The 21,936-nt window shown below is 47.0% G+C and carries 25 protein-coding genes; 12 read left to right on the top strand and 13 right to left on the bottom strand.

What is annotated here, in order from left to right; translation table 11 throughout:
• Nucleotides 1-69 precede the first annotated feature (69 nt).
• From ACWXW9_RS02870 to ACWXW9_RS02840, 7 genes are all read left to right on the top strand, one after another.
• Nucleotides 70-1,518 carry a SulP family inorganic anion transporter gene (locus ACWXW9_RS02870; protein ID WP_494928203.1) on the top strand — a complete coding sequence of 483 codons (1,449 nt, stop codon included), beginning with the start codon at nt 70-72 and terminating at the stop codon, nt 1,516-1,518.
• Nucleotides 1,519-1,738: 220 nt separating this feature from the next.
• Nucleotides 1,739-2,404: an amino acid ABC transporter permease gene (locus ACWXW9_RS02865; protein ID WP_431086276.1), complete on the top strand. Its 666-nt coding sequence runs from the start codon at nt 1,739-1,741 to the stop codon at nt 2,402-2,404.
• A complete protein-coding gene (locus ACWXW9_RS02860) occupies nt 2,385-3,062 on the top strand; it encodes an amino acid ABC transporter permease (RefSeq protein ID WP_044644408.1) in 678 nt (225 codons plus the stop codon). The genes ACWXW9_RS02865 and ACWXW9_RS02860 overlap by 20 nt, the downstream gene beginning before the upstream one ends.
• Nucleotides 3,063-3,080: 18 nt before the next feature.
• Nucleotides 3,081-3,836, top strand: coding sequence for an amino acid ABC transporter ATP-binding protein (locus ACWXW9_RS02855; RefSeq protein WP_494928202.1), 756 nt, complete (start codon nt 3,081-3,083; stop codon nt 3,834-3,836).
• Nucleotides 3,837-3,972: 136 nt separating this feature from the next.
• On the top strand, nt 3,973-4,851 hold the full coding sequence (locus ACWXW9_RS02850; RefSeq protein WP_494928201.1) for a cysteine ABC transporter substrate-binding protein: 879 nt from the start codon (nt 3,973-3,975) through the stop codon (nt 4,849-4,851).
• Nucleotides 4,852-5,067: 216 nt separating this feature from the next.
• A complete protein-coding gene (locus tag ACWXW9_RS02845) occupies nt 5,068-5,544 on the top strand; it encodes a hypothetical protein (protein WP_494928200.1) in 477 nt (158 codons plus the stop codon).
• A gap of 2 nt (nt 5,545-5,546) precedes the next feature.
• Nucleotides 5,547-5,870, top strand: coding sequence for a helix-turn-helix domain-containing protein (locus ACWXW9_RS02840; RefSeq protein ID WP_494928199.1), 324 nt, complete (start codon nt 5,547-5,549; stop codon nt 5,868-5,870).
• 98 nt (nt 5,871-5,968) lie between these two features.
• Here ACWXW9_RS02840 and ACWXW9_RS02835 read toward each other — a convergent pair whose 3' ends face one another.
• Nucleotides 5,969-6,238 carry a helix-turn-helix domain-containing protein gene (locus tag ACWXW9_RS02835; protein WP_494928198.1) on the bottom strand — a complete coding sequence of 90 codons (270 nt, stop codon included), beginning with the start codon at nt 6,236-6,238 and terminating at the stop codon, nt 5,969-5,971.
• Nucleotides 6,239-6,378: 140 nt separating this feature from the next.
• Complete coding sequence (locus ACWXW9_RS02830) at nt 6,379-6,621, bottom strand: helix-turn-helix domain-containing protein (protein ID WP_494928197.1); 243 nt, start codon at nt 6,619-6,621, stop codon at nt 6,379-6,381.
• A gap of 208 nt (nt 6,622-6,829) precedes the next feature.
• Here ACWXW9_RS02830 and ACWXW9_RS02825 point away from each other — a divergent pair, with 208 nt between their 5' ends.
• Nucleotides 6,830-7,084 (top strand): hypothetical protein, encoded by a 255-nt coding sequence (locus tag ACWXW9_RS02825; protein WP_494928196.1) that lies wholly within the window; start codon nt 6,830-6,832, stop codon nt 7,082-7,084.
• 630 nt (nt 7,085-7,714) lie between these two features.
• On the opposite strand, the gene ACWXW9_RS02820 is transcribed toward ACWXW9_RS02825, so the two are convergent.
• Nucleotides 7,715-8,947, bottom strand: a complete 1,233-nt coding sequence (locus ACWXW9_RS02820) for a peptidase (protein ID WP_494928195.1) — start codon at nt 8,945-8,947, stop codon at nt 7,715-7,717.
• 388 nt (nt 8,948-9,335) lie between these two features.
• Here ACWXW9_RS02820 and ACWXW9_RS02815 point away from each other — a divergent pair, with 388 nt between their 5' ends.
• Nucleotides 9,336-10,880 (top strand): phytoene desaturase family protein, encoded by a 1,545-nt coding sequence (locus ACWXW9_RS02815; protein WP_494928194.1) that lies wholly within the window; start codon nt 9,336-9,338, stop codon nt 10,878-10,880.
• Nucleotides 10,852-11,466, top strand: a complete 615-nt coding sequence (locus tag ACWXW9_RS02810) for a TetR/AcrR family transcriptional regulator (protein ID WP_494928193.1) — start codon at nt 10,852-10,854, stop codon at nt 11,464-11,466. Before ACWXW9_RS02815 ends, ACWXW9_RS02810 begins: the two co-directional genes overlap by 29 nt.
• Before the next feature lie 18 nt (nt 11,467-11,484).
• Here ACWXW9_RS02810 and ACWXW9_RS02805 read toward each other — a convergent pair whose 3' ends face one another.
• Nucleotides 11,485-12,906, bottom strand: coding sequence for an SMI1/KNR4 family protein (locus tag ACWXW9_RS02805; protein ID WP_494928192.1), 1,422 nt, complete (start codon nt 12,904-12,906; stop codon nt 11,485-11,487).
• A 208-nt stretch (nt 12,907-13,114) separates the two neighbouring features.
• Between ACWXW9_RS02805 and ACWXW9_RS02800 the strand changes: the two genes are divergently transcribed.
• The gene (locus ACWXW9_RS02800; protein ID WP_494928191.1) at nt 13,115-14,749 is read left to right on the top strand and encodes a DUF6138 family protein; all 1,635 of its coding nucleotides are present in this window, start codon (nt 13,115-13,117) and stop codon (nt 14,747-14,749) included.
• Here the strand turns inward: ACWXW9_RS02800 and ACWXW9_RS02795 are convergent.
• The 9 genes from ACWXW9_RS02795 to ACWXW9_RS02755 form a co-directional block, all read right to left on the bottom strand.
• Nucleotides 14,739-15,098, bottom strand: coding sequence for a DUF7716 domain-containing protein (locus ACWXW9_RS02795; protein WP_494928190.1), 360 nt, complete (start codon nt 15,096-15,098; stop codon nt 14,739-14,741). The genes ACWXW9_RS02800 and ACWXW9_RS02795 overlap by 11 nt on opposite strands.
• On the bottom strand, nt 15,079-15,738 hold the full coding sequence (locus tag ACWXW9_RS02790) for a hypothetical protein (protein ID WP_494928189.1): 660 nt from the start codon (nt 15,736-15,738) through the stop codon (nt 15,079-15,081). The genes ACWXW9_RS02795 and ACWXW9_RS02790 overlap by 20 nt, the downstream gene beginning before the upstream one ends.
• A gap of 475 nt (nt 15,739-16,213) precedes the next feature.
• Nucleotides 16,214-16,774 (bottom strand): hypothetical protein, encoded by a 561-nt coding sequence (locus ACWXW9_RS02785; RefSeq protein WP_494928188.1) that lies wholly within the window; start codon nt 16,772-16,774, stop codon nt 16,214-16,216.
• 65 nt (nt 16,775-16,839) lie between these two features.
• The gene (locus ACWXW9_RS02780) at nt 16,840-17,361 is read right to left on the bottom strand and encodes an SMI1/KNR4 family protein (RefSeq protein WP_494928506.1); all 522 of its coding nucleotides are present in this window, start codon (nt 17,359-17,361) and stop codon (nt 16,840-16,842) included.
• Between the two features lie 48 nt (nt 17,362-17,409).
• Entirely contained in the window at nt 17,410-18,039 is a 630-nt protein-coding gene (locus ACWXW9_RS02775) for a hypothetical protein (protein WP_134912123.1), read from the bottom strand.
• 29 nt (nt 18,040-18,068) lie between these two features.
• Complete coding sequence (locus ACWXW9_RS02770; protein WP_494928187.1) at nt 18,069-18,569, bottom strand: HEAT repeat domain-containing protein; 501 nt, start codon at nt 18,567-18,569, stop codon at nt 18,069-18,071.
• A 41-nt stretch (nt 18,570-18,610) separates the two neighbouring features.
• Nucleotides 18,611-18,775, bottom strand: coding sequence for a hypothetical protein (locus ACWXW9_RS02765; RefSeq protein WP_494928186.1), 165 nt, complete (start codon nt 18,773-18,775; stop codon nt 18,611-18,613).
• Entirely contained in the window at nt 18,768-19,412 is a 645-nt protein-coding gene (locus ACWXW9_RS02760; RefSeq protein ID WP_494928185.1) for an immunity 50 family protein, read from the bottom strand. Before ACWXW9_RS02760 ends, ACWXW9_RS02765 begins: the two co-directional genes overlap by 8 nt.
• 38 nt (nt 19,413-19,450) lie before the next feature.
• The gene (locus tag ACWXW9_RS02755) at nt 19,451-20,074 is read right to left on the bottom strand and encodes a hypothetical protein (protein ID WP_494928184.1); all 624 of its coding nucleotides are present in this window, start codon (nt 20,072-20,074) and stop codon (nt 19,451-19,453) included.
• A gap of 325 nt (nt 20,075-20,399) precedes the next feature.
• On the opposite strand from ACWXW9_RS02755, the gene ACWXW9_RS02750 reads away from it, so the two are divergent.
• The coding region (locus ACWXW9_RS02750; RefSeq protein WP_494928183.1) for a DEAD/DEAH box helicase at nt 20,400-21,936 on the top strand (1,537 nt) is incomplete at its 3' end.

Below are 21,936 nucleotides of genomic sequence, written 5' to 3'. Positions count from 1 at the left end.
ACCCGGAACGACACCGGGCTGCGAGTCAACGCGCTGTTCTCCGTTAATAGGAGGCTGGAACGAGACTGTATGAATCTTAGACAACAATGGTTCGGTAATATCCGGGCTGATATACTTGCAGGTATGACCGTGGCGCTGGCGCTGATCCCGGAGGCGATTGCCTTCTCGATCATTGCCGGTGTCAATCCGATGGTCGGACTGTACGCCTCCATCTCAATGGCAATTGTTATTTCTTTTGCAGGCGGACGTCCGGCGATGATCTCGGCAGCAACCGGGGCTGTAGCGGTATTGGTCGTCGGTTTGGTGAAGGATCATGGCGTGGAATATCTGTTTGCGGCTACTATTTTGGCGGGTACTATTCAGGTGCTGCTGGGTGTTTTAAAAATAGGACGATTTATGAGCTTTATTTCGCAGCCGGTCATGACCGGGTTTGTGAATGCCCTGGCGATCCTCGTCTTTATGGCACAGCTCACCCACTTTCATGGAGCCAATTGGATTATGTATGCAATGGTAGCAGGTACGCTGCTCATTGTGTATATTTTGCCAAGGTTTGTGAAAAGCATTCCCGCTCCATTGACGGCAATCATTATCATGACGATCATCACGTATGCGTTCGGGTTAAATGTCAAAACCGTAGGCGATATCGGTACGCTGACCAGCTCACTGCCTTCATTCCATTTGCCGCAGATTGAGTGGTCTTTGCATACTTTGTGGATTTTACTGCCGTATTCCTTTACGATGGCGCTGGTGGGACTGCTGGAATCGCTGCTGACAGCCAGTATTTTGGATGAAATGACCGAAACGAAAAGCAATAAAAACCGGGAAGCCCGCGGGCAAGGAATTGCCAACTTTGTAAATGGCTTTTTCGGCGGTATGGGTGGTTGTGCCATGATCGGACAATCTGTTATTAATGTTAGCTCGGGAGGTAGAGGGCGTTTGTCCACCTTCACGGCAGGGGTGTTTCTGGCCTTTCTGCTGCTGGTGCTCGGCGGGGTTGTGAAGGAAGTACCGATGGGCGCACTGGTGGGAGTTATGTTTATGGTGTGTATCGGGACAGTGGACTGGAATTCGCTCCGAAATATCGCCAAGGTTCCCAAGGCGGACACATTTATCATGGTTACGACGGTCGTCATTGTGGTGGCTACGCATGATTTGTCCAAGGGTGTTATTGTGGGCGTGCTGCTGAGTGCCCTGCATTTTGGCTGGAAAATGGCTAAAATCCGCATCAGCGCGACAGAGGAAAACGATGAAAAGGTGTACCATGTTAGAGGTCCGATGTTTTTTGCTTCGACGACTCATTTTGTCGACCATTTTGAACCTTCGGATGATCCGAAGCGCGTGGTGGTGGATTTCAGTCAATCGCATATTTGGGATCACTCCGCGGTAACCGCCATTGGGAAGGTGCTGCAAAAGTACACGAAATCCGGTAAATTGATTACCCTGCGGGGACTGAACGAGGAAAGCCGCTTGATTGTGGAAAAGCTCGGCGGCCCTGTAGTTACGGAGCCACTGGTGTGATAAATCGTATAGAATAGATCAAAGCCTGGAATGGAATTTAACCATTTCAGGCTTTTTTGCATGTATTTCTGAAATGAAATAAAGGTTTTCTTCCTAAATCATAGATAAATATGACAAATTTTTGTCAAAGTATTGACGTAATAATTGGGCTGGAATACAATCATTGTTATTAAACTTACAAAATACATAGGATTAATCGAAAATTGAAAGGTATGTACATATGAATCTAGACTGGGAGTTTATCGTAGAGAGCTTACCACTGTATGGTGAGGCGATGTGGCTTACATTGAAGATTGCTTTTTGGGCCATCCTCTTTTCGCTGATCGTCGGTTTGTTGTGCAGTATTGTGTTGTATTACAAGGTGAAGGGAATTAGCGGCATTATTACAGCGTATATCGAGCTTTCCCGCAATACACCATTGCTGGTACAACTGTATTTTCTGTATTATGGCTTTACCAAAATAGGTCTGCATATGAGTGAAATGACGTGTGCCATCGTCGGTATGACCTTTTTGGGCGGAGGGTATATGGCAGAGGCGTTCCGTGGCGGAATTGAAGCGGTGAGTAAAACGCAGACGGAATCCGGGCTTAGCCTGGGATTGTCCAAGGTGCAACTGGCGCGATATGTTATTTTGCCACAGGCCTTTGCTATCAGTGTTCCATCATTGGGTGCGAATGCGATTTTTCTGCTCAAGGAAACCTCCATTGTTGGTGCCATTGCTCTGCTAGATATTATGAATGTGGCAAAAGACCTGATCGGCATGTACTACAAAACGGCGGAATCGCTGATTCTGCTGGTGCTAGCTTATCTCGTCCTGCTTTTGCCTTTGTCGATGCTGCTGACATGGGTGGAAAGGAAGGTGCGATATGCAGAATTCGGGGATTAATGTGCTTTTTGAAGGTTCCAATTTTGAGCGTCTGTTAGGTGGATTACTCGTTACGATGGAAATTGCATTTATTTCGATTGTGATCGGCACAGTGCTGGGCATCGTAATGGGGCTATTGCGCACTTTAAAGTCGGGACCGATTCGATTTGTATTACGGCTCTATCTGGAGACGTTTCGCATTATTCCGATTTTGGTTTGGCTGTATGTGGTGTACTTCGGCTTCACGCCTTTGCTGAATGTGAACATTAGCGGGGAGCTAACGGCAATTATCGTGTTTAGCTTATGGGGTGCGGCGGAGATCGGTGACATCGTTCGTGGTGCGCTCGAATCGTTGCCCAAGCATCAAGTGGAATCCGGGCAAGCGCTCGGTCTGACGTATGGACAATTGTACCGTCATGTGCTCATTCCTCAGGCGGTACGCCGAATGCTGCCGGGTTCTATTAATCTGGCGACACGGATGATCAAAACGACGTCATTGGTGGTGCTGATCGGTGTGGTAGAGGTGGTAAAGGTCGGACAACAGATTATTGAGCTTGGTGTGATTAAAGCGCCAGCGGCATCCTTTTGGGTGTATGGTTTTATTTTTATACTATATTTTCTCGTATGCTATCCGTTGTCCAGACTTTCCAAGAGATTCGAACGCAGATGGCAAAATTAGCAGGATGGGGTGGGCGTCATGGCAGAGGCTGTGGAGGTTTTGCTGGAGATTCGAGGGCTGGACAAAAGCTTCGGTGACCGAAAGGTACTCCAACAGATTGATCTGGAGGTAAGAAAGGGGGAGGTTGTGGTTGTTCTTGGCCCTTCGGGCTGCGGAAAAAGCACACTTCTGCGATGCCTCAATGGTCTGGAACCAGTCCAAGGCGGAGAAATCCGATATAGAGGACAGGATCTTACGGACAAAAAAGTGAATTGGCGGGAGATACGGCAGCATATCGGGATGGTATTTCAGAACTATGAGCTGTTTCCCCATATGACCGTCTTGGAAAATATATTGCTAGGCCCGCTTAAAGTGCAGCGGAGAAACAAGCAGGAAGCGCTCAAGCAAGCGGAGCAATTATTGGAACGGGTCGGTCTGTTGGATCGCAAAGATGCGTATCCGAGAGAGTTATCAGGCGGACAAAAGCAGCGGATTGCGATTGTACGCGCACTGTGTATGAACCCTGAAATTATGCTCTTTGACGAAGTCACGGCATCCTTGGACCCGGAAATGGTCAGGGAGGTGCTGGATGTGATGCGAGAACTGGCGCGACAGGGAATGACGATGATTATCGTGACGCATGAGATGGGATTCGCCAAGTCGGTGGGGGATCGTATCGTTTTTATGGATCAAGGACAAATATGCGAACTGACCACGCCACAGCAATTTTTTACCCAACCGGAAACAGAGCGTGCCCAGCACTTTCTGGATATATTTCAGTATGAAACTATATGAGCATTTTGCATCAATCCTATGAGCGACTTCCAATCATAATATAGAGATCGAAATGTTTCTATTCGTCTCTATATTGCACCCAGAAGTGAAAGAAACCGAATGATGCAAAATGCTGATAAACAGGGGGATGAATACGATGAAAAAAGGGTTGAAGTTAACGGCATTATTGCTGGCAGTAAGCTTGTTGCTTATCGGATTGACGGGCTGCGCGGGAGCAGGAGGCAATGCCAACGGCAATTCTGGCTCGGCAAAATTTGCTTCGATTGAAGACATTAAAAAGAACGGCAAAATCCGAATTGGTGTTTTCGCGGATAAGCCACCTTTTGGCTACGTGGATTCGGAAGGGAAGAATCAGGGCTTTGACGTGTATATTGCGAAACGATTTGCCAAGGACCTTCTGGGCGATGAGTCCAAGGTAGAGTTCGTGCTGGTGGATGCCGCGAGCCGGGTCGCTTATTTGCAATCCAACAAGGTAGACATCATCATGGCTAACTTTACCGTAACGGACGAGCGCAAAGAAAAGGTCGATTTTGCCAACCCGTACATGAAATTATCCTTTGGCATTGTATCACCCGACAGCGCTCCGATCACCACGATTGATCAATTGAAGAACTCGGATCAGAAGCTGATTGTCGCAAAAGGAACGACGGCTGAGACCTATTTTACGAAAAATTATCCTGACATCAAGCTGCTCAAATTTGATCAGTACACGGAAATTTTCTCAGCCCTCAAAGACAAGCGCGGCGCGGCCATCGCTAACGATAATACAGAGCTGATCGCCTGGGCGAAAGCCAATCCCGGCTTCACCGTAACCATTCCGGCCTTTGGCGGCCAGGATACCATTGCCCCCGCAGTAGCGAAGGGAAATAAAGAGCTGCTGAGCTGGATCAACAATGAGCTGGATACGCTGGGTAAGGAAAACTTTGTCCATCAAGCCTACAAGGACACACTGACCTCCGTTTACGGAGAAGGCTTCACAGACCAATTGGTCGTAGAAGGCGGCAAAGTGGAATAATCGTTGTTTCATACATGAAGGCATTAAGGAAGCGTTGGGGGAAATGAACCCGGCGCTTTTTATTATTAAGAAAAAATGGGCCTTTTAGCAATTTCAGCAGTACAGTAGAATTAGAGAGTTGTATTTATTGAATCGAGTCATTTTATTTATAAAATAAGAAATAAGGAGTTACGCGAAAGTAAATGATTTTAATTTTTATATCGCGTGTGGTATAATATGATAAAGATTGAATTCGCTCGTGACGAATCCGGAAATCAGCCAGTAGCTGATCACCTTCGTCAGTTAGCAAATCAGGTAAGAAAAAAGGATAAAGATGCTGCGTGGATCCTTCCACGTATAGTACGGGCATTAGAATTTGTAAAAAAACATGGAATTCCTGATGGGCTTAACCGAATTTTAGAAGCAACTGATGACAGCGGGACTCCTTTTACTTTAGCTAACCCTGTTAAAGAATTGACTCATCATCAACCTATTTTTGAATTGAGGGTTAATCGTCAGGGCTACGGCGCGTTCAGAGCGTTATTTATCCCTTATCTGTATGGTGGTCAACAGATATTAGTATTTACTCGTTCCGTGCTTAAACAAGCTAGATCCTCTGTTGATTTTGATCGGATTGTTCATGAAACAGAAGCTATGCTTCCAGATTTCTATCGGTATCCTGAAAAATACATTAATCTTGGGAAGGGTGAATGAATATGGCTAAGGAAACTGGCCAGGATTATACGGAGCTGATGAAGGAACTGCATACTCTTTCAGAAGTAGAAGAGCATTTGAATTCTTTTTCAGTTATTGTTGGAGATCTGGTTTTGGCTCGTCGCATTCATTTGGGTTGGAGCCAGACCAAACTTGCCAATGCAGCTAAGACAACACAGGCTAGAGTTTCCCAGATTGAGGCTGGTTATGATGGAGTGAAAATGGAAACCTTGAGTCGTGTATTTAAAGCTCTAGGGCTGGTTCAAATGAACCCTAAATTTAGTGAGGATGCTGTATGTAAAGAAGAGGTTACTCAACCCGTTTAATAACGATCTGACGTATTCGCAAAAAGGTACTGTATTGGGACAGTGCCTTTTTGTTTTTTTTATATTTGTCTACTTTGACATTAATATCACAGGCAGAATCAATGATTGTCCATTTCATCCTCAGGAATGTACTCAACAATATCAGCAAGAGTAATAGTCCGTGTGAATCTCCGTTGATGGGCAAATTTGTTCAGAGCATCAAGTATGTGTGCTAGTGTTTCGAGTTCGAGTCTTTTAGTTTTTCCATTTACCATACCAATGACGGTAGCCGGACGTATTTTCGCTTCTACGGCCAGTCTGTTACGTGTAATATTGAGTTCCTCCAAGATGCTACCAAGTTTAAAATGATATCTCTCATGAACATTCATGATAAAAATTGCTCCTTTATAAGTATAGATTCTAGTTATGTACTCAGAAATGGTGACAACAATTATTCTAAATAACGAGGATAAAAATATCCCTGCCGAAGGCAGAGATATAAAGTGCAGCGGACTATTCTATGAATGAATTAGTGTTTCTCTGATTCATCTTCAGGTATATATTCGAGAACATCGTGCAGGGTTAACGGGCGACCAGAAAGACGAATCAGCGTTTCCATCACTGTATTAAACGTTTTGAATTCGATCCGTTTGGATGTATTGTTACACATTTCATAGATCGTATTGGGTCTGATCTTGGCCTCACGAGCAAGAGCATTTTTAGTAATCCCGATTTCTTGAAGCAATTCTTCAAGTTTAAAAGTAATTCCCATACATACACCTCATTAAAAAATTTAGATAGAAGAATATTAACTATTGAAGTTTATCCTGAAAAGATATAAAATAACTACAAAGGTTGTACTTTAAAGGCTTAATATATTAGGGATTCAACTCAACAACCTCTTATAGAGGACAATGTAAAAGATGTGAAGGGAGCTAAATTCTAATGTTGAGGGATATCTGATCAAGGACCGGTACGTCATGATGATCGACAATAGCGTGCTTACCCTTCGACATGTAAAAAAGGAAAGACATCATTCACATCTATATGTTGATGGCGACACGGGTGGCATCACTCTTGCAAGGCATGTACAACGTGAAGACATAGATGTGATTACTGAGTTGGTCGAACGATTGCGCAACATGGATGCATTAAGTTTTCTTACAGACGAACTGTTATGGAATACATGTCGGGAAGATATAGACTTTGATTTAGTTCGGAATAAAGGACTATGAAAAAATGGCGAACGTAAATTCTGATTTGAATTTTTGTTCTCGCTTTACTTATATAATGTAACACAGAAGCGTAAAAGGGTGAAATAAACTCCACCATACGCAAGCTACATATTTACTAATATCCTTTAGGTGCATGCGAGCTTAGAAGCCCGAACAAGGTAACTCGCAGACGAGTTTTGAGAACAATCAAAGCTGCGAAGCAGGCGAAGTAGTAGGTTCAGCGTTAACTGCAAATGGCAATACCAGTGTCAAGTTTTCAGTTCTCCTCATTTCATATTGCACCTGCACTCCTGATGGTGGTACACAGGAAGGCAGGTACTTTTTTTTAGATAGCAAAACAGCGCCAGACGGGTATCGAACCGCCTGGCGCTTTATTTTTAGAGGTATATAAGCCAAGTTCAAAAATGAACATATAAACGGAGTAGGCGGAATAGTGCTGTACAAGCGAAGCGGTCGCTTTAAAAGCTTTCCGTAGGAAAGCTCGCTTCGGAAGCATCACCTCCCCGGATTTCTACCCTTGTGAAAGGCTTTATTCAAGAAATCCGGGGGCGGTGGCGATGGGAAGCACTATCCGACTGCGTAGTGGCATGATATGAAACTTTTAAGTTCGGTTTATATACAAACATCATTTTATTTCTTTTGTGCAAACAGCCACTCAATCATATCCTGATTTTGCAAAGCGGGAACCCATGAGAAGTGTCCTACAGGTTTGATAATGCCTGCCTCATATTCAGTAAAATGAATGAGATTTCCGTTTTGTGCTTGAATGGCAGCTACCATTTCTTGCGAGTTTTTAGGGCTTACCGAGGTGTCGTCTACGGCATGGAAAGCCCAAATAGGGACGTTTTTCAGTACTTCGACGTGTTTAGGATCAACAGGAGCATACATGTTAACGGCTTTCTCATAGTTGGTCAAACCGGCAATCGGCACACCTGCGGCGAACAAATCAAGATTTTTCTCCAACAATCTCCACGTTCCCATAGCTCCTTGAGAAATACCAACGATATAGATTCGGTTAGTGTCGATCGGATATTTTAACGCCGTTTCACGTACCAGATCGGCTACAGCGCTGTTGCGCGGCTCATCCGCCCAAATGAATTTATGCTCCAGGTCAATCGGGCTTTGTGGAGCGATTACGAAGGATGGGTGTTTGGCTTGCTGCTCAGGAGAAGCCCAAGTAACAGCACCAGCATTCGCCAGCAGGTTCACTCCGTTTCCGTCACCACGTTCGCCGTTTCCGTGCAGGAACACAACCAGCGGGTAGGTTTTGCCAGACTCTACTTTAGGCTCAAACGTAAAGTAGTTCAGCTTGAAGCCGTCTTTATTTTCAAAGGTGTTTTTTTGGAAATCGTCCACGATAGGTGTAACTTTATCGGTTGCTTTTACAGTCTGTACAGTGGCTGGAATGACTGCTTTCTTTTGAGTTGCAATGTCTTTCTTTTGACTAATGTAATAATTCAACGTGTTGATGCGGTTGACGCCACTCGTTGCATCGTAAGTAAGGGTACTTGCATTTTTATCCTGTGTATCCAGTTCGATCACGACATATTTGCCATGAGTACTGCGGTTGGTGATGATTCCAGAATCGTTGGTATACACACTAGTCACGGTTCTGTCTGTGTATACATCATTGAGTACAGATTGTACCTGAAAGCTGGATTTGGACAGGGATGCCCCGTCGATATTGGCGCTATATTTCAGTACAACGGCAGAAACGACTTCACCTAAAGGCTGTACCTGGGTGAGCAGGGTGGCCTGTGGTGCTGGAACATCGGATGCTGCGGCAGAGCTGGAGGACGGGAAAACGATCGTGAGCAGGAACACGAAAGATAGTAAAACAAGGGCGAAACGTCTTCTTTGCATGAAATTGATCTCCTTTGGTGTCATTTTTTAAAGCGCTTACACATGCTTGGGATGGTCGACTGTATAATGCTGCATCGATATAAAATCAAAAAAAGGCAAACTCCGGGTACACAAATGTACTCGGGTTTTGCCTTTTCAGTAACAATCCCACTTGCAGGATAGCATCTTCATTGAAATTTGACAAGTGAAAGCGCTACAATTTTGGATGTTTTTTGTATTATCTCAACTTTTGCAGCTGTAATAAGAGCTAAATTTCTTATGTTTTGATGGTTAGCCCCGGCAGATAACCCCAAAAACCGGGGCTTCCCAAATGTAATGTTGTGGGTTATAATCCCTTTAACTTAACAGTGTTAATTTAAATAACAATGTTAACAAAGGAGATGAAATCATGAACAAGTATGATGTTATCGTCATCGGCGCAGGTCTGGGCGGCTTGTCCTGTGCAGCAAGACTCTCCGCACTCGGTTACCGAACGGCTGTTTTTGAAAGTCATACCCTGGCGGGCGGCTTTGCAACTGAATTCAAAAGAAAGGGTTATACTTTTGACGTATCCCTGCACGGTGTTGGCGGACTCGAAGAAGGCAGCTTCGCTCAGTTGCTGAAAGATTGCAAAGTGGACGGACAGGTCGTGCCTCTCCGCAAAAAACACCCGTATTCCATTCGTTGGGAAGGGCAGATCGTTGATATCCCGTCCGATGTGCAGGAATATGTTCAGCTCCTCAAAAACATGTTCCCTGCTGAGCAGGCAGCCATCGACAGCCTGTTTGCTGGTATTCGCCGTTTTGAGGAAGGCTTCTCCGTCTTCTCTTCCTCTTCCCTCACTTCCTGGCGCAAGGCGGCTGGCCTACTCAAAGCAGGAACCTTCTTCCGCTGGACGCAAATGACCACTTGGGAGGCTGTAAGTCAGTTCGGGCTGTCTGAGAAATTCACGGAATTTTTCACTGCGCTCTGGCCCTATTATGGATTGCCCCCGAAGCGGCTTGCCGCCTTGTATTTTTTCATTCCCTGGATCGGCTATCATTTGGAGGGAACGTATTACATTCAGGGAGGCGCACAGGCTTTATCCAATGCGCTGGTTGCCGCCATTGAGTCAGCCGGCGGAGATGTTCACCTGCGCAGTCAGGTGTCCGAGATTGTGGTTGAAGGTGGTAAAGCAGTTGCTGTACGCCTGAAAAAAGGGGACGTATATGAAGCCGATTGGATTGTGTCCGGCATCAGTCCCCATCATACCTATGGCCATCTGCTGCCAAACCATGATGCTGCCCGCCGTGAGCTGGAAGCCGTCAGCAGGCTGGAGACCGGCACATCTCTCACCCAGTTGTATCTTGGGTTATCATGTGAACCCCATGAGCTTGGCATCACCGAAGAAGACTTAATCCTGCGTAACGAGCCGGATTCGGAGACAGATTATGAAGTCATGATGAGTGGCCAGTATACCAAAGGCAACTGGATGCTCACGAATTACAACGCCATGGACCCCTCGCTTAATGAGCCGGGGAAAGGCGTCATTGCAGTTACATTTTTGGACAGATTGGAAAATTGGCCTGCGACGCGTCCCGAATATAGGGCCCAAAAAGAAGCCGTAACACGGCAGATACTGGAGCGCCTTGAAGGATTGTATCCGGGGTTTGGCAGCAAGGTGGTGGTGGCCGAGTTGGGTACACCGCGGACGATGCAGCGTTATACCGCCAATCCGGACGGGGCCGTCTACGGCTACGCGCAAACTGTCCGGCAGTCCGGCATGAAAAGATTGAAGCGCAAAACGGCGGTGAAACACCTGTCGTTGGTGGGGGCATGGACACAGCCGGGGGGCGGGTTCCAAGGGGCAATGAACTCAGGTATAATGGAAGCTGATCGTATCGCCGCCAAATTGGGGCAGGCAGAAAGGGCTAGTACATTTACTCATGAAACATATCAAACGCCGAGAACGTGAAAACAGTGAGATTCGCCGAAAAATAATCGAGGCCGCCCGTTCGCTTTTCCTGAACCAAGGGTATGCCGAAGTTTCCATGCGCAAAATTGCGGACCAGATCGAATATTCACCAACGACCATTTATCATTATTTTGCCAATAAGGAAGCGATTGTCCGTGAACTGCTGATTGAAGGAAATTCTATGTTTTTCCAGTCTCTTCAGCAGCGTGCGGAAGAAGCACAGGCAGCAGGATTGAATGCCCTGGACGTGCTGAAAACGGTGTCCGACGCTTATGTTCGTTTTGGAACGGCTAACCCGGAATATTACAACATCCTGTTTATCAGCAATCTGGAATCTGTAAGTTTAATCAGCCTTATTGACAGTGAACGCTTTAAAGGCTTTGAACTGCTTGAATCCGGACTAAAAGCTGCTATGAATGATGGCAGCATAACTCAAGGGGATGAGCGCCTGATCGCCACATCTGTGTGGAGCATGCTACACGGATTGACTTCCCTGCTCCTGAATTTTGATTTCCCTACGGCAAAATCAAATGACGAATTAATTTCATTCACTATAGATACCTTTTTCCGGGGGGTAAGCCGCTGATGCAGCGGCTCCAAAAGGCTAACATTGCTCCAAATCAGAAAGCTGCTCCAGCACTGCTTCAATACGGCGTTTATCTTTTTTGAGCATAACAAGCTGCAAAGAAGCATGAAGCAGGTCTGAGATGTTAGCCCAAGTGTCTGCTTCCAGAGTGGGAAGAAAATCCTGTTGAATCATGATATTCAATGCTTCGGTTGTGATTTTCTGATGAAGCTCGCTATCGGATAGCCATTCAAGCAACTGTTTAGTTGTAGGACGGGAATGGGCGAAAAGCGCTGCCCAGCCCTCTACAGGATGATTCACCTTATCCCACATCCAGTCAATGACCTGTGGTGAATGAAAATGCTGTAGCTGCCCGTTAGCGGTGTACCCTTCTAATTTACCATCCACCGGTGAATGCTGTAGCAGGTAATTGCACACGTATGCCAAGCCTTCATGCCCAGGCAGACAGCGGGCGGTCAGGTAGGCACGGGTGGATACAAATGTACCTACAGCAATAGAGCCGCTATTGGGAACCGAAGAAGAAGTCCACGCTTGCACGTTGCCCGGCTGCCATAAGGAGCGGACCCAATCGGCAGCCCCGTCGCCAGCGGTTTCTCCTATAAAAACGGCCCATGTAGCGAGTTGTGTAGGGTTATGCTGAATGCGCTGCTCCCAGGCAAGGAAAATATCCTTCGGATCATAGGGCTGAAAAGCCTGCAAAACGGCAGGATTATCTACGCCATGCATCGTGGCATATTTAATCAAATCTTCAAGCGAATGAGCATCCTCCAGCCTCACATTGCAGAACTCATCCAGCCAGCGTACCCACATTTGTAGTGGGGGACTTTTGAGCTGAATGCCGCGCTTGTCAATCACTGTCGTCCAATCCCATACCCATAGACCGTGCAACGTGAGGATGGTGTCTATATAGGCGGGCAGATTGTCCGCAAGCAAGGTGAATCGATCCTGTTCGTGATCATAGCAGAACACCGCAGGCTCGGTAGTGGATGTCGCCAAATCGAGTAACACTGGATCGCCCGCACCGTTATAGTTAAAAATCAGATACCGATGTTCGTCCATTGCCGCTGGTGAGTCTGTATATTCCCCATAGGATGTGAAATAGCTAATATACTCATGGTTCCAGCCAAACTCACCCGTGATATCGTCGAGTATGTTCAGTCCGTGATCAGAGGTGAAACCATATTCACCTGTACGTCCCGATACATCAGCTACAATGCAATATTGAGGAAGCGACCATAACAGATGTAAGCTGCCGCACCGTTGGATCAGTTCAGACAGGGAGGCGGGTAAAGGTCTCTGTAGTCGTTCCTCCAGCGCAGTTAGCTCACCTGTGGAGATGCCCTTCGTCCACTCGTATTCCACGTCAGGCATTCCGTTTTGTCTCAGACGGTCGGCGATATGCCCCAGCCTCTCAAGGGTTTGCTCAAAATATGCCGTCATTTTCATTCGTCCTCCTCTTACTTTAAAATCCGGCAATGCTGCTTCTGAAAGAATAATAGAATCTCATTCCGGCACTCTACCTATAGGGATAGAGTCCAAAAGTAAATGAGAGATATGCTATAATCAGGAAATAAAATAGTTATAGATTAGTCTATCTTAATTACGTTAGAACTACAATTTGTAAGGGGATGAAGGAGGAGCGCATCGTATGGCATCAGGGGTACAGGCATACATAGATCCGATTTTCGAGGCAATTGATAAGGCGTACGCTTCTGAGCAAAAGCGCATTGCCGAATTCCAGACAAAAAGTGTCCTTCACGAAGGGATTCATGAATACTTAAAAGTGACCTGTAAGGAGGACGGGCTATGGGTGGATACCTATGAACCGTTTGATTGGGATAACCGTAGACCGGATACGAAAATTTCTGGTTTTACGGAGGGGGTAACGCTCCAGCAAGTGCAGGACGAATGGATGCCTGTGTTCAGGGAACGGATAGAGGCTCTATTTAAGTCTGAAGAATCTAGTCCCATGTTCTTTCGTTATCGACTGGAATTTCATCTGGAAGTGGTCTTGGAGAAGAAATCCAGTCATTTTACATTCTCGCTCCTGAACGAAGATAAACGGCAGCACCTGTTAGCCATTATCCAGCAGTTTGTAGAGCAGAAGCTCAACCCTGCCAGCAAAGCTGTGCCGAAGGAAAAGGACGATTTTTTCTTTGTGAGGCACTTGCTCGATCCTCACTTGTACCCTATAGATGCCCAACGGGTGGATGAACTTCTGAATCGAATGGATGCAAAAGTGAAGGTGAGCCGCAATCGTGAGGAAGCATGGAGACATCAGCTCAACAGTGGCTTAAAGCGTTGGGCTGAAGATGAATTTTTGGCGAAGTATGCGGTTCGGGAAAAAAGCTACGGGTTGGATTATACAGTGAAGTCCGATATTCATCCTTCAAATATTCCTGCGCCAGCTATGGAGATGTTCCTGCTCACCGCGATGCGAGTGGGTTCGACCGATGCCGATGCACGGCAGAAATATTTGGAGATCGCTGCACAGCTAGGCTCGGAGCAGGCCGCCCAGTGGATCAAGAGCGGGTCAGGGAGCATTCCAGCACTATATACAAGCAAGCGCGTCACCTGCCAAGCAAATGATATTTTGCAAACGCTGGAGGTTCATATTCTTTCGGAGGAAGAAGAGAGCTACAGGGAAGCGCTCGTATATGTATGCGATATTTTACAGAAAGGCTTTACCAGGGAATACCGCTTGAAGCTCAAGAGCAAGGTGAAAAATTTCCTGCCTGTGCCCAAGCTGGCTAAATCCACGTTGCATCGTTTTTTTGCCAATGCACTGGAATACCCAGCTCTCCACCCGCTACTGGCTGAATATGCAGATATGGTGATGGAAGAGTTCAAGTGGTACAACGATGTGGAGCCAGGAGAAAAATCGGCGATGCCGGGTACCTATGTGGTGATGGGGCTGGGCCTGAAAGGAACGGACTATTTTTCATTGGTGATTCGCTATATGAAGTTGGTGGATACGGAGCATCAGTCGGTACAGGATGGCTACGCGGCTGCTTTTGCAGATGCGCATGGACTGACACCAGACACGATTCCAGTTTGGACGAAGATTCTTCTGGCAGGCAACCAAAGTGCTAAGCCGTTGAAGTCGTCTGGAATCGAAAGCGTAGAGCAGGCACAGGTGCTGGTCGAGGAGCTAGAGAAGCTGGAGGATTACGACAAAGAGCTGCTCGTTTACCGAATTTGGGGCGGCGAGAAAAAGCTGAAAAGCAGCCTGAAACAGGCTGATCCTGAGGTGAAAGCGCTGCTGGAGTCTTTTATTCCATAAAAGCATCATATTCGTGGTAATACTGAAGTCCCTGTGCGATGCGGTGGATGTCCGGCTCGTTCCCACTGCGGCGTAGCACTTCAATGACATCCTGCACGGTCGCTATCTCCAGCCATGTCTGTGCTTTATGATCGGGAAGGGACGCAGGAATATTTTCATTCCGGTGATTGGTGACGGTGAGACCTGCATCTTCCAGCTCCCATAGCTCTTCCTCCGGGATAATATAATAGGTGGCATCGACAGGACTGCTCCGAAAATGTTCCAGATTGGTGAATACCCATTCATTCATATCTGTTTGGCTAACGGCTCGAACTAATGCTTCTAGGTTGTCAAAGGTTTGTATACTCACGCTCAGAGCTTCCTCCTTCGGATGCTTGCTTATGCTGTAGCTTTTGTAATATTTTTAAAATGGCCTGGCGATTCTTCGCATCCTTAATGTATTTGGGGATCGAGTGAGAAGCTGTGCGCATCATGCCGCTCACGGGTTTCTCCCGTAGCCCGGCAGAGATATAAGAGAGCAGGTAATTCAGATGCGCCCGATTGAGCGCCCAGGCAGGCTTACCCCGATAATAGTCAAGATAGTATAGCTGAAGATGAAAAACAGGGTCCTTTCCATCCTGAATTATGTTTGTACGCCATTCATGCGAGGCAACGCGATGTACGGGAACCTGGTTACGTGTCTCACAGTGAGGGCAGTCTATATTCGTATATTTGTGCGTGGCTGTTCTGTCATTGTGAATCTCTATATTAAAATATCGCTCGCAATGGCTGCATACGCCGCGTGCATCGTATTTAAATGATTCCGGTTCCTGACAGGCATAGTAGCAATGGGAGCATCGGATGACGTAGTAACAGTCTTTTTTGGATTTGGAGATAAAAGCTTGCTCTTGGCAACGGGGACAATGAACAGCTACCTGTTCTTCTCGCCAGATCACGGCGCCAAAGTCATATTTATAGCCGTATTCATCCTTGAAGCGTTTCTGTTCCATCGTCGTTCCTCCTTTTCGGAAAGATTGTAAAAACGTACATTTCATTTGTCATATGCTATAATATTCCTCAACAACAGAATGGCTTAGATGGTGGTCGAATAGTCTCCTGATTCTTTCCTTCCATAAAAAGAAATAGACCGCCCGTGGTAGGAACCGGTCTATTTCATATTCCGTAAACTTGCAGACACCGCCCTTAAAAGCGGCTATTGCCAAAAAGTGAGGATGTTGACGCATCTTCACTCTTTTTTAGAATATACATCTTATTCCTATTTTAACACTTGAAAATGGCCTTTTCAATGCGCTGAAGGGTGAAAAGAGGAATACGTTGTACAGGGGAGAACGCTAACATGAGCATTTTCACAGTGACCTGACATATCGCAAATCGGCCGTCATGCATAGGGATGACAAAAATATCGCCTTCCTGATGCTTGATTCTTTTGAACCTGATCGTGGCTCCTTTGGCTTTGCAACCTCGTCAGGCCAGCTCTTCCTGAATGATCTCTGTTTTCAGACCTTTGGCGCTGGTAATCGTAATGCTGATCGCATCAAAGCCGTTTCGCTTCACCTCTTCAAAATCGCATAGCTCACCGTTGATCAGTTCAAGCTGCCCATCCTCATCCACATCGTCTGAAAACTCGTCATCCCAATCGACATTATAATAAGCGGTCACGTTTACCTCAAAGGTACCTTCACCGTCTTCATCTAAATAGGGCAAAAGGGGGGTCCGATTGTTCTGCTGTTCCTCTGTATATACTTCGCATAGTAGTGCATCGTATCCATGTTGGGTTCCATCAAAAATCACGATCCGTTCACTCGTAACCGCATCCTCCGCAATGATGAGCTGGGGTGCAAATTCAGTCACGGCGATTAGCTCGTCCATCAACTCTCCATAGTAAAAAATGTGGAATTTGGTATGTCCGGCCTGTGAATGGAGCTTGCCTGTCCACTCCTGCTCGATCCATGCCTCCGGGTTTTCGGGTACAGCCCATCTTTCCAGATAAGCGGGCCCCAAACGATATTGTTGTGTTTCTGTCATAAGTAAATCATTCCTTCCTATCTTTATGTGCGCCGTTCCGTAGAAGTCTAAGTATGACCTGTCTATTATTTTAGGTAAAGAAGGTTGGCATCCTGTTCGTTGAGCAGTTCGATCACACGATTCAAAAACGTTATAAAGTCCATCGCCACCAAATATAAATGTCCGCATTCATCCTGCTCTGCGATATCATAGTGCAGTTTATCGTCATAGGCATGAAGGTGCGTCCGATCCCAGTAGTACACATAAGGAGTATGTTCACTGCAAATCACAACGTAAAAATTATCACCCGCATCTGCACCAACGATTAACGCATTATCAACATGACTGATTTCATCCAGAAATTCATGGTTAAGCGCCAGAAGGTCATGATTTTTATTGTCCACCTCGTAACCGAATAGACAAGTCATATCAATGTCTCCGTTATCCACTTTATCGAAGGGAACATTGCAATAAAAAGGGGAGGCTACATAAAAGCCGTTATATTGTGAAAGGAAACGCTTGTAGCCTACAGGCAATATGCGCTGTGTCTGTTCCTCCAAAGCCGTGATTGCGGCAGGCGTAAGCCCTGACTCCATTGCGAATGACATCAACAACCATCCTCCTCGAATCTAGCAATACTATGAAACCTTTATTTTTTATATCATGGATAGAGTAACGATTTTGTTGTCCTCGTCTACATCTACTTTTACGGTAATTCCCAGCTTGTCCTTGAACAGCTTAGTAATATTGATATAGTTATCTTTCACCTGACTGCTTGATCCACCAGAGCTGCGAGTCATACCTGTAGTGATGATGGAGCGAACATATGCCTTGTCAAGTCTGGCTTCGGGGTTATAAGTATAGATGACTTGTTCCTGCTGGTTATAATAATGCTGTAACTGGCTGTAATCGTTGGCGTTCTTATATTTCTTCTCTTGCCGGACGTAATCGGGATGATCCATGGTGTAGTGAATTCTTCCGTCCAGAAAAGGATTTTCTTTGGAGGGCCTGAGTTCATATTGTCCATAGGCTAACTGAAACAGGTACTCCAAGCCGGCGCCTTTCGCCTGATAGTAGAGCTGACGGTCGACGCCTTTTTTGTCTATAGCGGTAAAGCTGCTGATGACAGGCCAGGCATCATACTTTTCACCCTCCACGTCCACGGCAACCTTGTACTGTACAAGTACCTTTTCATTTTGAAATAACCCGAAGCTGCTCATGATGAAATAGGCGGGAACACATATTACCCCGATAATAAGTATGAATATAAATATTTTGACTCGCATGAGTAGGTTGATTCTCCTTTGGATGTCGATTATCTTGACAGTTCCCGCTTGGCAGACACGCCGAATTCTTCATGTTGCAGCAATTGCTTCAGGGCATGTTGTGCGAAAGGCAGGTGTTTATGTGAGCACAGCAGCGCGAAGGCTGCTTCCTTGACTAATATGTATGCATCACTGTGAATCAGCTTCAGAGCCAATCCGAGCTCTGCTTCCGAGCAGGGCATCCATGCCAAAGTTTGCAAAGCTGCTATTTGCACATCATCATCTTCGTCAGGCGTGACCAGCAGCTCGCAAATTCCCTGTGCAACAGTCGACTGCTGGTTGCCATCAGTGTACAGTCCGATGACCTTCAGCGCCTCCATACGAATAAGCTCATCCTCGGACGACTGCTGCGCCAACTGCAACAGCAATATAGTGGTTTCCGCCACCGGGACGGGCATCGCTGTGAATCTGCGCAGGGTTTCCAGCTTTTCTTCATCTGACAGTACGGGGAAAATAGACAGGAATGCCTTTCCGTCATCTTCAGCTTTCATGGATGCAATATTCTCCTTTCTTGAGGGGGGATTTCAGGTATCTATCTGCTTGTCATTCCCGGATACCTTTTCTCTATAGAAACAGAAAGCTTCTTTGACCTCGCCCCCTCCAGAAGCACCATCACCGTATAGGAAATGGTATCTACCCAATTGTCGAGTGTGTTAATTTGCTCTGCGGTCAGCTCCCGAGACTCCTGTTTATTCATTCAACTCTGCAATCTCCGCACGGATGCCTCTGCACAGGAAGCTGCCTGACAGTCCGGTCAGTGCATCAATATCAATGACCATGTCTGCCTCCTCATAACGGAAATCAAGCTGTAAAATGATATTTTCCGTTTCCATAGCGGTCAGCTCGTGTTCCTTTGTCTCTAAAAAAGTAAAAGTCACCGCGTAACGGGGTACAGTTGCCGTTGAAGACGTGGAAAGCGAAGGCTGTTCAGCCGAAGGAGTCAGATCGGGTGATTTGGGTGACAGTATGGTAACGGGTGATAGTTCAATCGTTAATGTTATCTGGTCTTTTGTGATATCTGCTGCTGTAATTTGGTCATAATGAAAGGGAGGGAAATATCCGAGCTTTTCCACGATTTTATCTGCTCCTTGAATGGAGACGGTCGGTGAGAAAGCCAGTTCAAGCCCGATGGAGCCTGCCAACTGGCTCTCATATTGCGGATTGATACGTAAAAGAGTCTGTTCCGCCCCTACCTCCACAATCGTGCCGATAAAATACTGCTTGCCATGAATCAGAACAATATCATGCGGAACGAACGGCAGTGCGCCTCCGGCTTTGTAATGAATGAGATAATCGTTTTCTTTTTTTTCAACGTTTTGAATCTGAATATGCATAAGTTTCAACCTCCTGATGTTTAGTATAATGGATTTCTTCAAGTATGTGGTAAAGAAAAGCGATTCCATGATTGGAAAACATAATTCATATCGGGGGTATCCTGTTCAAGCATAAACGGATGAATATCCATGATGGAGCGGGCTTTGCTGCTGGCATGAAAGTTGCGCGAGCTGTACAGCAGCTTGTCTGCATTCAGCCGTTGGCTCAGATGAATCATCATGGTTTCAACGGCTGTTTCGCCGATGTTTTCATATATATCCTGACGAATGGAAACAAGCGAACCGCAACGGCCGGAAGATTGGCGCAAGGGATCATTGGACAGATAAATGTATACTTCTGGTGTCGTCCCTTTGCCATATGACGATTTGATGCTGGGGGCCTCGATGATAAGCATAAGTGGGGTCGAATCTTCTTCTGTTACTATGCGGAGCAACTCCTCTTTGTCCCAGCGAATTCTGCCGTGTTTGGTCTTTTTTGTTCCCGATTGGTATACGGATACGCGTGTGTTGCGAATTCCGGACAAATTCAGGAGCGTTTCGAACACATCGAACAGATTGGAAAAACGCTCTTCAGCAAATACAGTGCGTTCTTCGGACAGTCGGCCTGTCATTATAAAGTTGTAATGCAGGTTGTTGACCACGGGCATCATTCCTTTTTTCATGAATTACCGTTTCTACTATCATAATATATGACAGGGCAACTAAATTCACCTTTTGCAACTGTTCATTAAAATGGTTTGGAAACCCGTTCATATTCGCGTATACTAGGAAAGTCATATATGGAACGGCCTGAGCCGCATTGCGGCCGTATGTTTTGGTTACATGAACAGAATCAACGATAACGGATAAGCTCCCTTCCTGAAAAGGGTTGAAAGAGAACCGATACAAAAATGGGAATTCTGAACTATGGAACGATGGATGTCATATGGCACATGAACCTATTTTACGTGACACATATTGAATACAGATAAGGGAAGTGAATACCACTTGAAGAATTTTGCAGCATTAGGCGTAGAGCAGCATTGGGTAGACGCCTTGAAAGAGCAGGGAATTACAGCACCAACACCTGTACAGCAGGAGTCCATTCCGCTGTTGATGGAAGGTCAGGATGTTATTGCCGAGGCGCATACGGGAACAGGTAAAACGCTTGCGTTTTTACTGCCGATTTTGCAAAAAATGAATCTGGACAAGCGCCATCCGCAGGCGCTCGTGATTGCTCCAACGCGTGAGCTGGCGCTCCAAATTACACAGGAAGCGAACTTATTGGCGGCTACGGAGCCAAGCTTGTCGTTGCTGGCTGTTTACGGAGGACAGGATGTAGAGCGTCAGCTTCGCAAGCTGAAGGGCGGCGCACAGTTGATTATCGGTACACCCGGACGATTGCTGGATCACCTGAGACGCGGCACGCTGGATCTGAGCGGTGTTAAAATGCTGGTGCTGGATGAAGCCGACCAAATGCTGCACATGGGCTTTTTGAACGATGTAGAGACGATTCTTCAGGAAGTTCCGTACCGGAGGCAGACGATGCTGTTCTCTGCTACGATGCCAGCAGGTATCCGCAAATTGGCTCGTGTATATATGAACGAGCCTGTGGATGTAAAAGTGAAGTCCGCTTCTTCCGTTCCGGTGAGTCAAATCCGTCAGGTCGTTGTACAGACGACGGATCGGGGCAAGCAGCAGGCATTGGTGGACATGCTGAATACAGATCGTCCGTATTTGGCTGTAATTTTCTGCCGTACGAAGCGCCGCGCTGCTGCGCTAAATGAGCAGTTGCAAGAAATGGGCTTCCAGAGCGGCGAGCTGCACGGGGACTTGTCCCAGAACAAGCGTGAGCAAGTAATGAAGGCGTTCCGTGAAGCGAAGCTTCAACTGCTCGTAGCGACCGATGTAGCCGCACGCGGCCTGGATGTGGAAGGCGTAACGCATGTCTTTAACTATGACATGCCGCAGGATGCCGAAAGCTACATTCACCGCATCGGGCGTACCGGCCGTGCCGGAGGCAAAGGTGTGGCGGTAACGCTCGCCACGCCACGGGATGTTCCAGAGCTTCGGAACATCCAGAAGGTTGCTGGTGTTACCTTCACCAGCAGCGAGGGCGGCGGACAGCGTAGACCTGCTGCCAATACAGCTGAGCGGCAGGGCGGAGAACACCGCTCAGGCAGAAACGACCGCCGTTCCTTCGGCGGCAACGGTTCCGGCGGCGGACGCCGGGGCAGCGGCCGCGAACAGGCGGGTCGCCGTGACGGCGCAGGCCGTGGCCGCACCGAGCGGGAGCAGCCGCGCGAAGAGCGCGCTGCATCCGCAGGCGGCGAGCGTCGCTCCAGCCGCAGCAGCGGTGGTCCCACGCGCGGAGGCCAAGGTCGCTCCGCAGGGCAAAGCAGCGAACGCGGCGGGTATGACCGCAGCAGCGGTGGTCCCGCACGCGGAGGCCAAGGTCGCTCCGCAGGGCAAAGCAGCGAACGCAGCGGATATGACCGCAGCAGCGGCGGTTCCACACGCGGAGGCCAAGGTCGCTCCGCAGGGC

Source organism: Paenibacillus sp. LT-B23 (assembly GCF_059417685.1).
The sequence above is the reverse complement of the archived record's forward strand: the minus strand, read 5'-3'. Positions and strand labels throughout refer to the sequence as shown.

Excerpts from the sequence above, each read along its gene's own strand:
- ACWXW9_RS02870 (WP_494928203.1), top strand. The coding sequence starts at position 70 with ATGAATCTTAGACAACAATGGTTCGGTAATATCCGGGCTGATATACTT.
- ACWXW9_RS02865 (WP_431086276.1), top strand. The coding sequence starts at position 1,739 with ATGAATCTAGACTGGGAGTTTATCGTAGAGAGCTTACCACTGTATGGT.
- ACWXW9_RS02860 (WP_044644408.1), top strand. The coding sequence starts at position 2,385 with ATGCAGAATTCGGGGATTAATGTGCTTTTTGAAGGTTCCAATTTTGAG.
- ACWXW9_RS02855 (WP_494928202.1), top strand. The coding sequence starts at position 3,081 with ATGGCAGAGGCTGTGGAGGTTTTGCTGGAGATTCGAGGGCTGGACAAA.
- ACWXW9_RS02850 (WP_494928201.1), top strand. The coding sequence starts at position 3,973 with ATGAAAAAAGGGTTGAAGTTAACGGCATTATTGCTGGCAGTAAGCTTG.
- ACWXW9_RS02845 (WP_494928200.1), top strand. The coding sequence starts at position 5,068 with ATGATAAAGATTGAATTCGCTCGTGACGAATCCGGAAATCAGCCAGTA.
- ACWXW9_RS02840 (WP_494928199.1), top strand. The coding sequence starts at position 5,547 with ATGGCTAAGGAAACTGGCCAGGATTATACGGAGCTGATGAAGGAACTG.
- ACWXW9_RS02835 (WP_494928198.1), bottom strand. The coding sequence starts at position 6,238 with ATGAATGTTCATGAGAGATATCATTTTAAACTTGGTAGCATCTTGGAG.
- ACWXW9_RS02830 (WP_494928197.1), bottom strand. The coding sequence starts at position 6,621 with ATGGGAATTACTTTTAAACTTGAAGAATTGCTTCAAGAAATCGGGATT.
- ACWXW9_RS02825 (WP_494928196.1), top strand. The coding sequence starts at position 6,830 with ATGATGATCGACAATAGCGTGCTTACCCTTCGACATGTAAAAAAGGAA.
- ACWXW9_RS02820 (WP_494928195.1), bottom strand. The coding sequence starts at position 8,947 with ATGCAAAGAAGACGTTTCGCCCTTGTTTTACTATCTTTCGTGTTCCTG.
- ACWXW9_RS02815 (WP_494928194.1), top strand. The coding sequence starts at position 9,336 with ATGAACAAGTATGATGTTATCGTCATCGGCGCAGGTCTGGGCGGCTTG.
- ACWXW9_RS02810 (WP_494928193.1), top strand. The coding sequence starts at position 10,852 with ATGAAACATATCAAACGCCGAGAACGTGAAAACAGTGAGATTCGCCGA.
- ACWXW9_RS02805 (WP_494928192.1), bottom strand. The coding sequence starts at position 12,906 with ATGACGGCATATTTTGAGCAAACCCTTGAGAGGCTGGGGCATATCGCC.
- ACWXW9_RS02800 (WP_494928191.1), top strand. The coding sequence starts at position 13,115 with ATGGCATCAGGGGTACAGGCATACATAGATCCGATTTTCGAGGCAATT.
- ACWXW9_RS02790 (WP_494928189.1), bottom strand. The coding sequence starts at position 15,738 with ATGGAACAGAAACGCTTCAAGGATGAATACGGCTATAAATATGACTTT.
- ACWXW9_RS02785 (WP_494928188.1), bottom strand. The coding sequence starts at position 16,774 with ATGACAGAAACACAACAATATCGTTTGGGGCCCGCTTATCTGGAAAGA.
- ACWXW9_RS02780 (WP_494928506.1), bottom strand. The coding sequence starts at position 17,361 with ATGTCATTCGCAATGGAGTCAGGGCTTACGCCTGCCGCAATCACGGCT.
- ACWXW9_RS02775 (WP_134912123.1), bottom strand. The coding sequence starts at position 18,039 with ATGCGAGTCAAAATATTTATATTCATACTTATTATCGGGGTAATATGT.
- ACWXW9_RS02770 (WP_494928187.1), bottom strand. The coding sequence starts at position 18,569 with ATGAAAGCTGAAGATGACGGAAAGGCATTCCTGTCTATTTTCCCCGTA.
- ACWXW9_RS02765 (WP_494928186.1), bottom strand. The coding sequence starts at position 18,775 with ATGAATAAACAGGAGTCTCGGGAGCTGACCGCAGAGCAAATTAACACA.
- ACWXW9_RS02760 (WP_494928185.1), bottom strand. The coding sequence starts at position 19,412 with ATGCATATTCAGATTCAAAACGTTGAAAAAAAAGAAAACGATTATCTC.
- ACWXW9_RS02755 (WP_494928184.1), bottom strand. The coding sequence starts at position 20,074 with ATGAAAAAAGGAATGATGCCCGTGGTCAACAACCTGCATTACAACTTT.